We start from the raw sequence: 11,765 nt of genomic DNA, 5'->3' as shown, positions 1-11,765 counted from the left end.
CACCATGGAACTTGACGCCCTGATCCTGGCGCGGATGCAGTTCGCCTTCACCGTCGCCTTCCATATCGTCTTCCCCGCCTTCTCCATTGGCCTCGCCAGCTATCTGGCCGTGCTGGAGGCCCTGTGGCTGAAGACGGGGCGAGACCTCTATCTGAACCTGTTCAAATACTGGCTGAAGATCTTCGCCGTGGCCTTCGGCATGGGCGTCGTTTCGGGTTTGGTCATGTCCTACCAGTTCGGCACCAACTGGTCGGTCTTCTCCGACAAGGCCGGACCGGTCATCGGCCCCTTGATGGCCTATGAGGTGCTCAGCGCCTTCTTCCTGGAGGCGGGTTTCCTGGGCGTCATGCTGTTCGGCCTGAACCGCGTCGGCAAGAAGCTGCACTTCCTGGCCACCCTGATGGTCGCGATCGGCACCTTCGCCTCGGCCTTCTGGATCCTGTCGGTCAACAGCTGGATGCAGACCCCGCAAGGCTACGCCATCAACGAGGTCGGCCAGTTCGTACCGGCCGACTGGTTCAAGATCGTCTTCAATCCCTCCTTCCCCTATCGCCTCGCCCACATGCTGCTGGCGGCCTATCTGACCACCGGCCTGGTGGTCGGCGCGGTCGGGGCCTGGCACCTGATGAAGGAGCGGACGAACAAGGGGGCGCGCAAGATGTTCGCCATGGCCATGGGCATGATCCTGGTCGCCGCCCCGGTCCAGATCTTCATCGGCGACATGCACGGGTTGAACACCCTGGAGCATCAGCCCGCCAAGGTCATGGCGATGGAAGGCCATTTCGAAAGCCACCCGGACGGGGCGCCGCTGATCCTGTTCGGCATTCCTGACCGCGAGGCGGCCACCGTCCACGGCGCGGTCGAGATCCCCAAGCTGTCGTCCCTGATCCTGAAGCACGATCCGAACGCGCCCCTGGCCGGTCTGGACACCATCGCCCGCGCCGACTGGCCGCCGGTCGAGATCGTCTTCTGGTCCTTCCGCGTCATGGTCGGCCTGGGCATGGCCATGCTGCTGCTGGGGCTCTGGGGGCTTTATGCTCGCCTGCGCAAACGCCTCTACGATGCGCCCTGGCTGCACCGCTTCGCCCTGATCATGGGGCCGATGGGCTTCGTCGCCGTGCTGGCGGGCTGGATCACCACCGAGGTCGGCCGTCAGCCCTGGACCGTCTATGGGCTGCTCCGCACCGCCGACAGCGCGGCGCCCCTGGCGGCGCCCGCCGTCGCAACCTCCCTGGCCGCCTTCGCTGTGGTCTATTTCACCGTCTTTGGCGCCGGGGTCTTCTACATCCTGCGTCTGATGAGCCATGCGCCGCACCGGGACGAGCCGGGCGTGGCGGAAACCCCGATCCGCACGGCGGGCATCACCCCCGCCCCCGCCATCGACCCGGACCGCCCCATCCCGACCGGCGAGGAGACCGATCATGAGCGTTGATCTGACCCTGGTCTGGGCCGGCCTGCTGGCCTTCGCCGTCTTCGCCTATATCGTCATGGACGGGTTCGACCTGGGCGTCGGCATCCTGTTCCCGACGCTGAAGGCCGGGGACCAGCGCGACAAGGCGATGAACTCGATCGCCCCGGTGTGGGACGGCAATGAGACCTGGCTGATCCTGGGCGGCGGCGGCCTGTTCGCCGCCTTTCCCCTCGCCTACGCCGTGTTGATGCCGGCGGTCTATACGCCGATCATCGCCATGTTGCTGGGCCTGGTCTTCCGGGGCGTGGCGTTCGAATACCGCTGGCGCACGGTGCGGGCCAAGCCCGTCTGGGACGTCGCCTTCTTCGGCGGCTCCCTGCTGGCCGCCTTCTCCCAGGGCGTCACCCTGGGGGCCATCCTGCAGGGGGTCGAGGTGTCGGGCCGCGCCTATGGCGGCGGCTGGTGGGACTGGCTCAGCCCCTTCAGCCTGCTGACCGGCGCCGCCGTCGTCGTCGGCTACGCCCTTCTGGGGGCCACCTGGCTGAACATGAAGACGGAAGGCGCGCTCCAGACCCACGCCCGCGCGCAAGCCTGGAAACTGGGTCCGGCGACCCTGCTGATGATCGGCGCGGTCAGCCTGGCCACCCCCTTCCTCGACGGCGAATACGCCCGGCGCTGGTTCGACTGGCCCGGCGTGCTTCTGACGGCCCAGGTGCCGTTGCTCGTTCTGATCGTCGCGGCCGCCTTCTTCTGGACCATGCGTCAGAAGCGCGAAGTCTGGCCCTTCCTGCTGTCGCTGGGCCTGTTCGCCGTCACCTTCGCGGGTCTGGGCGTCAGCGTCTTCCCCTACGCCGTGCCCGACGAGATCACCCTCTGGCAGGCCGCCGCCCCGGCCTCCAGCCAGCTGTTCATGCTGGTCGGCGCCCTGATCCTGATCCCGATCATCCTGGCCTACACCGCCTATGCCTACTGGGTGTTCCGGGGCAAGGTCGGCGACGACGGTTACCACTGATGCGTCGCGACTCCAGAAACGGGCTCCGGCAGGGCCTTTGGTTCGTCGCCCTCTGGGTGCTGGGCGTGGGTGTCCTGGGCGTGATCGCCTATCTGCTGCGCGGCGTTCTCAAGCTGGCCGGCGGGTGACGCCGCAGGCGCCGAACCGCTGGCCCTGGCCGCCGCTCATCACGGGCGGCGCCGTCCTTGTCGCGCTCATCACGGCGCGTCTATGGACTCCGCCCGCCCTCTTCCCCGGCGCCTTCGCCGCCGGCGGCCTCCTGGTCGGGCTCGCCCTTGGTCTGGACCTCTGGGTCATGCTGGAGATGCGGCGGCGGCGCGCCAACATCTTGCCGCACCGGGCGGCGACCGCTCTGGTCACGACCGGTCCGTTCGCCTGGAGCCGCAACCCGATCTATCTCGCGAACGGGCTGCTTCTGCTCGGCCTCGGGGGCCTGTTCGACAACGCCTGGTTCTTCGTGGCCGCCCCCGTCGCCGCCTTCGCCACCGACCGTCTCGCCATCCGGCGCGAGGAACGACACCTGGCGGCCCTCTTCGGCGCGGCGTGGTCCGTGTACGTGGGCCGGGTGCGCCGCTGGCTGGGCCGGCGGATGACGTCGTGATCCCCTTTCGCCCGGCCCACAGACGCCTCCCTATCCCGTCGCTTCGTCACTACCGTGAGGTTACGGGGCGCGGCATGTGAACCAAGCAGCTATGCTCCGCTCATTACTCCGCAATCATCTCGTCAGGGGGCGCCTTATGACTGCCCCTCACTCCCACTCGATTACACAAATTACCCCAAGCCGCTGATCGGCTTGGGGTTTTTTCTCGCATATCGGTCGCCGGACCGATTGAATAACCGACAAACGGGAAGTATTCTGAAAACATTCAGAAAATTCTAAGCAATAACATTTGCGTGAATTCGTCATCTTTTGCGGTCTATCGGACTTTCTGAGCACCGAGATGCAATGCAACGAGTTCGATTCGCCTTGCCACTTTGCACCATCACTCGGACGTACACTGTATCTCATGCGCATGTTCGTCGTCGAGCTTACCGGCTCGATCGTATGGCGATAGCGACAAGCGTCGTCGATGCCTGTCATGCCGCGCTCGACGACCGGAATGCAAACGCCGCACTGGCTTTGCGGCCGACGGCGTCCTGATTTTCGACGACGGCGGGACTGGCCGATCGGTCTTTCGCCACGAGGACGACAGATGGCGGATTACGCACATCCGTTGGTCCTCGGACGCGGTGCCCTGATCTCGCGATCAGGCGGCGGGAGTCGCTGACGCTCCCTTCTGGGCGAGCCAGGCGTCGATCAGGGTGATTTCGCGCTCCTGAGCCGAGATCACCGCCTGGGCCAGGTTCCGCGCTTGGGCGTCCTTGCCTTGCGCGAGCTCCACACGGGCCATCGAGACGGCTGCGACGTGGTGACCTCGCATCTGCGTCATGAAGTCGATGTCCGCGTCCCCGGTGAAGGGAGGCATCGCCTCCATCATCGTGTTCATCGATGCCTTGTAGCCTTGGGTGGCGACGGAGTCGCCGGGCGCAGGCGCAGCCATGCCGCCCTCCATTCCGCCATGGGCGTCCGCCGCTGCGGCGGCCTCAGGCGCGGCTACGGCGGGCTCTTCGGCTTGCGGGGAACAGGCCGTAGCCAAGGCGCAGGCGGCGAGGACGAGGCTGATGCGTTTCATGACGGCTCCTTGGGATCCGACGTTAGCGACCAGGAGGGCCCATTCGTTCCGCCAACTCTACCGTCCGGCCCGCGCCAAGAGCTCGATCAGCTCGCCGGCCTTGGCCTTGCGATCCTCGGGATCGTCGCCGGTCATGGCGCCCATGACGCAGTGGTCGAGGTGATCCCGTAGCACTTCGGTCTCCACGCGATGGAGCGCGGCTCGAACGGCCTGAAGTTGGGTCAGCAAGTCGACGCAATACCGGTCATCTTCAACCATGCGGGAGATTCCCCGCACCTGGCCTTCGATCCGGCTGAGCCTGTTGAGGACTTTGGGTTTCGTGTCGGTTTGCATGCGGCCTGTCCTCCTGAGCACCCCCATATACCCCAGACGGGTATCTTGCGATATACCCCCCATAGGTATATGTTAGCTCTTCGGTCAGCCGGAGAGAGCGACATGTCCACGCATCCTCACAATCATGCCTCGGGTCACGCCTGCTGCGGGGCGAAGGCCTCGGATGGCGCGGCAACGGTCAAGGATCCCGTCTGCGGCATGTCGGTCGATCCGACGGCCACCGCTCACCGAGCCAGTCATGACGGTCAGGACTATTTCTTCTGCTCGGCGGGGTGCCGGACCAAATTCATCGGCGATCCGATGCGTTACCTGAACCCTCCCGTGGAGGCCGAGCCGGCCGTTCCCGGCGCCATCTACACCTGCCCGATGCACCCCGAGATCCGGCAGGAAGGCCCAGGCTCCTGCCCGATCTGCGGCATGGCGCTTGAGCCGGAGACGGTCACGGCGGAGGCCCCGCCCAACCACGAGCTGATCGACTTCACCAGACGCTTCTGGGTCGGTCTGGTCCTGACCCTGCCGGTCTTCGCCCTGGAAATGGGCGGACACCTGGCCAATCTCCACATGTTCATCCCGGGCCAGATGTCGAACTGGATCCAGTTCGCTTTGGCGACCCCCGTGGTTCTCTGGTGCGGCTGGCCCTTCTTCGAGCGCGGCTGGACATCGCTGCGCACCCGGCGGCTGAATATGTTCACCCTGATCGCCATGGGGGTCGGCGTGGCATGGCTTTACAGCGTCGTGGCCGTCGTCGCGCCAACCCAGTTCCCGCCCGCCTTCCTGAAGGCCGACGGCAGTGCGCCGGTGTATTTCGAGGCGGCGGCGGTCATCACCGTGCTGGTCCTCGTCGGGCAGATTCTGGAACTGCGCGCCCGCGAACAGACGTCGGGCGCGATCCGCGCCCTGCTGGACCTCACGCCCAAGACCGCGCGCCGAATCCGGGCGGACGGCATCGATGAAGATGTCTCGCTTGACCAGATCGCCGTCAGCGACCGCCTGCGGGTAAGGCCCGGAGAGAAGATCCCGGTCGATGGCGAACTCCTGGAGGGTCGGGTCGCTGTCGACGAATCCATGGTGACCGGCGAGTCCATGCCGGTGACCAAGGATGTCGGCGACCGCGTCGTGGCCGGCGCGCTCAACAAGACCGGATCCTTCATCATGCGCGCCGACAAGGTGGGCGCCGACACCCTGCTGGCGCAGATCGTCCAGATGGTGGCCCAGGCCCAGCGCAGTCGCGCCCCGATCCAGCGGCTGGCCGATACGGTCTCCGGATGGTTCGTTCCCACGGTGATCGCGATCGCCCTGCTCGCCGCCGTCGTCTGGGGCCTGGTCGGTCCCGAGCCCCGTTTGTCCTACGCCCTGGTCGCCGCCGTTTCGGTGCTCATCATCGCCTGTCCCTGTGCGTTGGGTCTGGCGACGCCGATCTCGATCATGGTCGGGGTGGGACGTGGCGCCCACGCCGGCGTCCTGATCAAGAACGCCGAGGCGCTCGAACGCTTCGAGAAGGTCGACACTCTCGTTCTGGACAAGACCGGCACCCTGACGGAGGGCCGTCCGTCGGTGACGGCGATCCTGCCCGCCCTCGGCTTCGTGGAAGCGGACATCCTGCGTCTTTCGGCCAGCCTCGAGCGGGGCAGCGAACATCCGTTGGCCGACGCAATCGTCCGGGCAGCCAAGGACCGGGACATCCCCCTTACCGAGGCCGCGGACTTCGACAGCCCGGTCGGTCGCGGCGTTCGCGGGACGATTGAGGGCCGCCAGGTCGCCCTGGGCAACACCCGTTTTCTCGGCGAGCTTTCGATCGACGTCTCCGCGCTGGAGCCGAAGGCGGAGGCCCTTCGCCACGACGGCGCCACCGCCATATTCGTGGCGATCGACGGAAAGGCGGCCGGGGTCATCGGCATCGCCGATCCCATTAAGGCCACCACGCCGGCTGCGATCCTCGCGCTGAAAGCGGCCGGTCTGCGGCTGGTGATGATGACCGGGGACAACCGGACGACGGCCGAAGCGGTCGCGCGGCGCCTCGGCATCGACGAAGTCCAGGCGGAGGTTTTGCCGCAGGATAAGGCGTCTGTGGTTCAACAGCTTCGTTCGCAGGGTCGGATCGTCGCCATGGCGGGGGATGGCGTCAACGATGCCCCTGCCCTCGCCGCAGCCGATGTCGGCGTCGCCATGGGGGCGGGTTCGGACGTCGCCATCGAAAGCGCCGGCGTCACCCTGCTGGGCGGAGATCTGCAAGGCATCGTGCGCGCACGGCGTCTGTCCCGCGCGGTGATGGGCAACATCCGCCAAAACCTCGTTTTCGCCTTCGGCTACAACGCCCTTGGCATCCCCGTGGCGGCTGGCCTGCTTTATCCCGTCTTCGGCTGGCTTCTCTCGCCTGCCCTTGCGGCGCTCGCAATGGCGCTCTCCTCGGTCAGCGTCATCGGCAATGCGCTGAGACTGCGCGCGGTGAGGCTTTAGCCAGGATAGGCAATCAACAGTCCGCCCACCCACCCAAGGGAGGAACCGGCTGTGACGGGCCGGATTGATTCAGACGCTGACCGCAGTCTCCAGGCTTTCGCAGCGGCAGGCGAAGACGAACTGAAATTTCTGAAGAGGATACGGACGATGTCTCATCAACAGATGGACCACGGCGGGCAAGGCAACGCTCGTGGACTCGGCCCTTATCGGAGCCTGTACCTCGAGTTGGCGCTCGATTTCGTCATCATGTACCTGGTCATGTACACGATGATCGCCACGCTCGGTCACTTCTATCTCAATTTGAACAACGTCTACATGACCCTGATGATGGTCGCGCCGATGGCGGTCCTCATGCTCGTCTTCATGCGGTCCATGTACCCGTCGCGCAAAACGAACCTGGTCATTGGAGCGGTCGCCGTCGTGATCTTCGTCGGCAGCTTCGTCGGCATGCGCACCCAGGCGTTCGTTGGCGACGACGAATTCCTGCGATCGATGATCCCGCACCATTCCGGGGCTGTGTTGATGTGCGAGCAAGCCTCCCTGACCGATCCGGAGATCATCGCCCTGTGCGACGGCATCGTGCGTGGTCAACAGGAGGAGATCGCCCAGATGCAGGCGCTCCTCGAGAAGCGTCGCCGCTGACCCCGGCGTGCGGGGGAAGGCCTCAGCCGCCCCCCGCTTCCTCTTCATGAGGGACGCGGTCGTGTGGCGCGTAGAGAAGCAGAAGGCCGGGACCGGCCAAACGTCTGGAGACTGAGTATGCGTTACTTCAACCCCGCACCCTTCATCGCCGTCGCGGCGGTCGTGGCCTTCGCCGCCGGACCGGCGGCGGCCCACGCTCGCCTGGTCAGCGCCACCCCGGCGCCCGACTCCACCGTGGCCGCGACCCGGACGCTGACCCTGACCTTCAGCGAACGCAGCGTTCCCGCCTTTTCCGGCTTCGACGTCGTCAATGCGGCGGAGGAGAAGATCGCGATCCGCACCTCGGTCGCCGAGGACGGCAGGACCCTCACGGGCGCGCTGGCTCGCCCGCTGGCCGCCGGCGCCTACCGTGTCGACTGGCGTATCGCCTCGAGCGACGGCCACCGCATGACGGGATCCTACACCTTCACGGTGCGCTGACGCCGTGCTGGAAGTCGCGGTCATCGCGCTTCGTTGGCTTCAATACGGCGGCGGCGTCGTCCTTCTCGGCGCGCCGCTGTTCCTTCTCTACAGCTTTAAATACGCCGACGCGCCGAACCTGGAATGGTCGCGACCGACATTGCGCCTCGCGGCGATCATCGTCGCGCTCGGCTCGCTCGCCGCCCTGGTGGCCCAGACTGCCGTCATGGCGGGGTCGCTGAGCGAAGCCGTGAAACCCGCGTCTCTGTCCTTTATGGTCACCGGCACAGCCCTGGGCATGGCGATGGTCGTGCGGGCCGCCGCCGCCTTGCTTGGGCTTGTCGCCTTGGTCGCCCTGAAACCCGGTCGCGCGCTCTGGAGCGTGACGGCCGCCTTGGGTCTGATCGTGGCCGCCAGCTTCGCATGGACGGGTCACGGCGCGGCCACCGAGGGTCCGGGCGGGCCCATCCATCTTGTCGCCAACATCATTCACGCGGTGGCAGCGGCCTTGTGGCTGGGCGCCCTGGCGGCGTTGACGGCCCTGCTTCTGCGCCGAGCCGGTCCGGACGACTTTGCAATCCATCGCGCCCTGCATGGCTTCGCCGGCCTTGGAACGCTCGCGGTCCTGTTGCTGGTGCTGACCGGTCTCGTGAACAGCTGGTTCCTGATCGGTCCCGAGCGCGTGGCGTCGATCGCGGGCAACCTCTACGGCCAGCTTCTGGTCGCCAAGCTCGTCCTCTTCGGTTTGATGCTTGCGCTGGCGGCGAGCAACCGGTTCCGGCTGACGCCGACACTGGGCTATGCGCTGGAGACGGGCCAACCCTCCGTCGCCGCCATGAGCGCGCTCCGGCGCAGCCTGTTGATCGAAACGGGTCTGGGACTCGCCCTGATTGGCGTCGTGGCGGTCATGGGAACCCTGCCGCCCCCGGCGTCTCTGTAGGCTCGATTGCGATGATCAAAATGAGATCGTCGCTCCGCCGACCGTTGAAGTATGATCAGACAATGCCGTTCCTGCGTCATGACCTCCTCCGACTGACGACCGCGCTGCTCGCGGCGTTTGCCGTGCTGTTCGTGTCCACCGCTTCGATCGCCTGCGAAGCTCCGGTCGATCAGGATATGGCGTCCATGTCGATGAGCGGCGACGGCGTCCCGTGCGAGCCGAAGACCGTCAGGATCTAGTGCCATAAGGCGTGTCTGGCCATCTGCCAGGGCCTTGTCCCCCAAGGCGGTGAATCCACCCCCGCACGGGTCTATGCGTCTGTCCTCTATCCATCCCTTGATGCGCGGCATGCCGATTTCACCGTGGAGGCGGACGACCCGACCCCACGACGCTGATCCTGTTGAAGATGACCGGACTCATTCAATCAAACAGAGATCAAAACCATGAAACGCACTCTCACCCTCGCAGCCCTGGTGCTGCTGGCTTCCGGTTCAGCCGCCTTCGCGGCCGTGCCGGACGCCGTGGCGCAGGCCGTATGCGCTTGCTGCGACGCTATCGCAGCCTGCGCGGAAGCCTGCACCTGCTGCTGATCGTATTATCGGGGACGCCCGCCCGCGAGGGCGGGCGTCTTCCCGATGTTCCTCACCGACGTCGCAGGGCCGGCGACCCGCTGGCGCGGGCCTGAGCGTCAGCCGGGCGCGCGCGACGACCAGTGAATGTGGTGGATGCGCCAGCCGTCGGCATGGCGTTTGAGGACCATGGTTTCGGTCGTCAGGCGGTCTACGGCGCGGCCGTTGAATTGGCCCGTGGTGCGGCCTTCGCTGGTGATCCAGGCGATGTCCCCGTCGGCCCATCCCGATCTGCGCGTCACCGTCGCTTCAGAGGCGGCGGCGAAGGCGGCGTCCGAGCCCAGGTGATGGGACGCATACTCGTCGCGCGATCGCTCCGCGCCACCCTCCTCGAAGATCATCACATCCGGCGCCATAATTGCCAGGGCGACGTTCGTGTCGCCGGCCTTCAGGGCGACGTGAAAGGCGTCGACGGCCGCCGCCGCGTCCGCAGCTTCCGCGGCGACCGAGCCGGCGGCTTGGGCATGCCCGTGGGCGTGGTCCTGGGCGAAGGCGGGTGTCGCCGAAAGAACGGCGAGCGACAGGACGAGGGCGAGAGAGGTGCGGGACATGGCGAACTCCGGATTGTGGGTGATCTGAACGGGCTGAGCGCGATCTGCGTCAGGCCGGCGGGTTGTGGCGGGCGAACACGCGGGTCGCGCCCGAGCGAAGCACCAGCAGGGTGTCGTAGGGCTCCTTGCGCCCCTGCGGCGTCTCCATGCCGGGCGAACCGAGCGGCATGCCCGGGACCGCGACGCCCACCGCCGCCGGTCTCTCGGTCAGCAGTCGAATGACGTCCGGGGCCGGCACATGACCCTCGACCAGATAGCCATCGATCAGACCGGTATGACAGGAGGCGAGCGCGTCCGGCATGCCCCGGCTGCTCCGGACCGATTGAAGGCTTGGAAGGACGGTGATGGTGGTGGTGAAGCCCGCCTGGCGCATGTGCGCGATCCAGGCGTCGCAGCAGGCGCAGGTGGGCGTCTTGAAGACCGTGAGGTTTCTGGACGGACGGGTCTGGGCGCAGGCGGACCCGCCCATGCCGATGAAGACGGCCGCGCCCATGAGTAGACGACGGTTCAGATTGGCGGGATTCAAAAGGGTTCTCCCTGATCGCTGTGGACGGATCGCTGCGCCTCGACAGGGTCGGCGCGCTGCGGCGCCAGCCGCGCCCGCAACCACCGTCGGCCAGGCTGCTCGACGAAGACATGGATGGCGGCCGCGGCGGCGAGCGTCAACACAAGCATGGCGGCCAGTTCGACCAGGCCCATTCGATAGTCCGCACCCCAGCCGGAGAACGCCTGCGCCGCATTGCGCCACACCATCAGGATGGGGATGTGGACGAGATAGAGGGCGAACGACGCTTCGCCGGCGAACAGAAGGACGGGGTGAGACAGGAAGGTCCGGACCGGAGCCTTGGCCAACAGGGCGAGCGACAGGATGAAGGGACCGGCCGCCGCCACGATGACCCGGTCGTCGGCGCCGATCTGCATGAGCGTCAGCAGCAGGGTCGTGGCGACCAGGGCGCCCATGAGGGACATTCGCGGCGAAGGCGTCCAGCGCTGACCGAGATAGTAGAGGCCAATGCCGTAGAGGAATTCGGGAATGATGCGCAGGATCCCGAGGCTGTCCTCGGCGCGAGGCAGCATCCGGCCGAACCAGGCGCGGTAGAAGGCGTCCAAAGCGACGAAAAACAGCATGGCGAGTGCAATCAGGACCCACGGCCTGGCCCGCAGCCGGAGCGCGAGGGCGGCATAGGCGGGGAAGGCCAGATAGGCGAACCACTCCGCCGACAGCGACCAGGCCGGTCCGTTCCAGAGCGCCATGCTCTCGCGCGGGAACCACGCCTGTACGAGCAGAAGGGTGCCCGCGAAGTCGACGGGATTAAACCGGCCAGGCTCCAGCCCGACGCCGAACACAGGCGCGATCAGCACCAGCCCAAGCATGGCCAGGAGGATGAACAGGTGAGCCGGATAGATCCGGGCCAGGCGCGCCGCCAGGAATCGACCGTAGTTCGGGGCCCGGTCTCCCTGCAGGTAGACGTGGGTCAGGATGAAGCCCGACAGGATGAAGAAGACATCCACGCCCAGGCGCGCGCGGTTCAACAAGCCCGCGCTCTCCGCCGGGAGGGTCCAGTAGAGCTGGAAGTGGAACAGCACGACGCCGAGGGCGAGAAAGAACCTCACGCCCGTGAGCGGATCGAGCACGTCGGGGAATGGAACCCGCCTGG

15 protein-coding genes are annotated in these 11,765 nt (G+C 66.5%); 10 read left to right on the top strand and 5 right to left on the bottom strand.

Annotated features, from left to right (window positions below; all coding sequences use genetic code 11):
• Nucleotides 1-4: 4 nt before the first annotated feature.
• From B4A39_RS13295 to B4A39_RS13280, 4 genes are read left to right on the top strand one after another with little or no spacing between them, the layout of a single operon-like run.
• The gene (locus B4A39_RS13295) at nucleotides 5-1,432 is read left to right on the top strand and encodes a cytochrome ubiquinol oxidase subunit I (RefSeq protein WP_008263196.1); all 1,428 of its coding nucleotides are present in this window, start codon (nucleotides 5-7) and stop codon (nucleotides 1,430-1,432) included.
• Nucleotides 1,422-2,423 (top strand): cytochrome d ubiquinol oxidase subunit II, encoded by a 1,002-nt coding sequence (gene cydB, locus B4A39_RS13290; protein WP_008259839.1) that lies wholly within the window; start codon nucleotides 1,422-1,424, stop codon nucleotides 2,421-2,423. The genes B4A39_RS13295 and cydB overlap by 11 nt, the downstream gene beginning before the upstream one ends.
• On the top strand, nucleotides 2,423-2,551 hold the full coding sequence (locus tag B4A39_RS13285; RefSeq protein ID WP_194943540.1) for a DUF2474 domain-containing protein: 129 nt from the start codon (nucleotides 2,423-2,425) through the stop codon (nucleotides 2,549-2,551). Before cydB ends, B4A39_RS13285 begins: the two co-directional genes overlap by 1 nt.
• Nucleotides 2,548-3,024, top strand: a complete 477-nt coding sequence (locus B4A39_RS13280) for a methyltransferase family protein (protein ID WP_292036995.1) — start codon at nucleotides 2,548-2,550, stop codon at nucleotides 3,022-3,024. The genes B4A39_RS13285 and B4A39_RS13280 overlap by 4 nt, the downstream gene beginning before the upstream one ends.
• Nucleotides 3,025-3,670: 646 nt before the next feature.
• Here the strand turns inward: B4A39_RS13280 and B4A39_RS13275 are convergent.
• Both B4A39_RS13275 and B4A39_RS13270 read right to left on the bottom strand, forming a co-directional pair.
• A complete protein-coding gene (locus tag B4A39_RS13275; protein WP_008259726.1) occupies nucleotides 3,671-4,096 on the bottom strand; it encodes a DUF305 domain-containing protein in 426 nt (141 codons plus the stop codon).
• A gap of 57 nt (nucleotides 4,097-4,153) precedes the next feature.
• Nucleotides 4,154-4,354: a metal-sensitive transcriptional regulator gene (locus B4A39_RS13270; protein ID WP_008264328.1), complete on the bottom strand. Its 201-nt coding sequence runs from the start codon at nucleotides 4,352-4,354 to the stop codon at nucleotides 4,154-4,156.
• Nucleotides 4,355-4,531: 177 nt separating this feature from the next.
• Between B4A39_RS13270 and B4A39_RS13265 the strand changes: the two genes are divergently transcribed.
• The 6 genes from B4A39_RS13265 (at nucleotide 4,532) to B4A39_RS13240 (ending at nucleotide 9,517) form a co-directional block, all read left to right on the top strand.
• Nucleotides 4,532-6,886, top strand: coding sequence for a heavy metal translocating P-type ATPase (locus B4A39_RS13265; protein ID WP_292036994.1), 2,355 nt, complete (start codon nucleotides 4,532-4,534; stop codon nucleotides 6,884-6,886).
• A gap of 51 nt (nucleotides 6,887-6,937) precedes the next feature.
• Nucleotides 6,938-7,528: a DUF305 domain-containing protein gene (locus tag B4A39_RS13260; RefSeq protein WP_292036993.1), complete on the top strand. Its 591-nt coding sequence runs from the start codon at nucleotides 6,938-6,940 to the stop codon at nucleotides 7,526-7,528.
• Nucleotides 7,529-7,645: 117 nt separating this feature from the next.
• Complete coding sequence (copC, locus tag B4A39_RS13255) at nucleotides 7,646-8,008, top strand: copper homeostasis periplasmic binding protein CopC (protein ID WP_045811500.1); 363 nt, start codon at nucleotides 7,646-7,648, stop codon at nucleotides 8,006-8,008.
• A 4-nt stretch (nucleotides 8,009-8,012) separates the two neighbouring features.
• On the top strand, nucleotides 8,013-8,927 hold the full coding sequence (gene copD / locus B4A39_RS13250) for a copper homeostasis membrane protein CopD (RefSeq protein ID WP_166604667.1): 915 nt from the start codon (nucleotides 8,013-8,015) through the stop codon (nucleotides 8,925-8,927).
• Nucleotides 8,928-8,989: 62 nt separating this feature from the next.
• Nucleotides 8,990-9,166 (top strand): hypothetical protein, encoded by a 177-nt coding sequence (locus tag B4A39_RS13245; RefSeq protein WP_292036992.1) that lies wholly within the window; start codon nucleotides 8,990-8,992, stop codon nucleotides 9,164-9,166.
• A 204-nt stretch (nucleotides 9,167-9,370) separates the two neighbouring features.
• On the top strand, nucleotides 9,371-9,517 hold the full coding sequence (locus tag B4A39_RS13240; RefSeq protein ID WP_292036991.1) for a hypothetical protein: 147 nt from the start codon (nucleotides 9,371-9,373) through the stop codon (nucleotides 9,515-9,517).
• 98 nt (nucleotides 9,518-9,615) lie between these two features.
• Here B4A39_RS13240 and B4A39_RS13235 read toward each other — a convergent pair whose 3' ends face one another.
• The 3 genes from B4A39_RS13235 to B4A39_RS13225 are packed head-to-tail and all read right to left on the bottom strand — an operon-like array spanning nucleotide 9,616 to nucleotide 11,721.
• On the bottom strand, nucleotides 9,616-10,107 hold the full coding sequence (locus B4A39_RS13235; RefSeq protein ID WP_165117299.1) for a YybH family protein: 492 nt from the start codon (nucleotides 10,105-10,107) through the stop codon (nucleotides 9,616-9,618).
• A gap of 49 nt (nucleotides 10,108-10,156) precedes the next feature.
• A complete protein-coding gene (locus B4A39_RS13230) occupies nucleotides 10,157-10,633 on the bottom strand; it encodes a DUF411 domain-containing protein (protein ID WP_084375403.1) in 477 nt (158 codons plus the stop codon).
• Nucleotides 10,630-11,721 (bottom strand): acyltransferase family protein, encoded by a 1,092-nt coding sequence (locus B4A39_RS13225; RefSeq protein ID WP_240893533.1) that lies wholly within the window; start codon nucleotides 11,719-11,721, stop codon nucleotides 10,630-10,632. Before B4A39_RS13225 ends, B4A39_RS13230 begins: the two co-directional genes overlap by 4 nt.
• Nucleotides 11,722-11,765 lie beyond the last annotated feature (44 nt).

The sequence above is a fragment of the Brevundimonas sp. UBA4553 genome (assembly GCF_002387245.1).
Taxonomy (GTDB): domain Bacteria; phylum Pseudomonadota; class Alphaproteobacteria; order Caulobacterales; family Caulobacteraceae; genus Brevundimonas.
This window is presented reverse-complemented; position numbering and strand designations above follow the sequence as displayed.

What these genes read in the sequence shown, in the direction of transcription:
- B4A39_RS13270 (WP_008264328.1), bottom strand. Translation starts at nt 4,354, where the DNA reads ATGGTTGAAGATGACCGGTATTGCGTCGACTTGCTGACCCAACTTCAG.
- B4A39_RS13265 (WP_292036994.1), top strand. Translation starts at nt 4,532, where the DNA reads ATGTCCACGCATCCTCACAATCATGCCTCGGGTCACGCCTGCTGCGGG.
- B4A39_RS13295 (WP_008263196.1), top strand. Translation starts at nt 5, where the DNA reads ATGGAACTTGACGCCCTGATCCTGGCGCGGATGCAGTTCGCCTTCACC.
- B4A39_RS13235 (WP_165117299.1), bottom strand. Translation starts at nt 10,107, where the DNA reads ATGTCCCGCACCTCTCTCGCCCTCGTCCTGTCGCTCGCCGTTCTTTCG.
- B4A39_RS13285 (WP_194943540.1), top strand. Translation starts at nt 2,423, where the DNA reads ATGCGTCGCGACTCCAGAAACGGGCTCCGGCAGGGCCTTTGGTTCGTC.
- B4A39_RS13275 (WP_008259726.1), bottom strand. Translation starts at nt 4,096, where the DNA reads ATGAAACGCATCAGCCTCGTCCTCGCCGCCTGCGCCTTGGCTACGGCC.
- copC (WP_045811500.1), top strand. Translation starts at nt 7,646, where the DNA reads ATGCGTTACTTCAACCCCGCACCCTTCATCGCCGTCGCGGCGGTCGTG.
- B4A39_RS13240 (WP_292036991.1), top strand. Translation starts at nt 9,371, where the DNA reads ATGAAACGCACTCTCACCCTCGCAGCCCTGGTGCTGCTGGCTTCCGGT.
- cydB (WP_008259839.1), top strand. Translation starts at nt 1,422, where the DNA reads ATGAGCGTTGATCTGACCCTGGTCTGGGCCGGCCTGCTGGCCTTCGCC.
- B4A39_RS13245 (WP_292036992.1), top strand. Translation starts at nt 8,990, where the DNA reads ATGCCGTTCCTGCGTCATGACCTCCTCCGACTGACGACCGCGCTGCTC.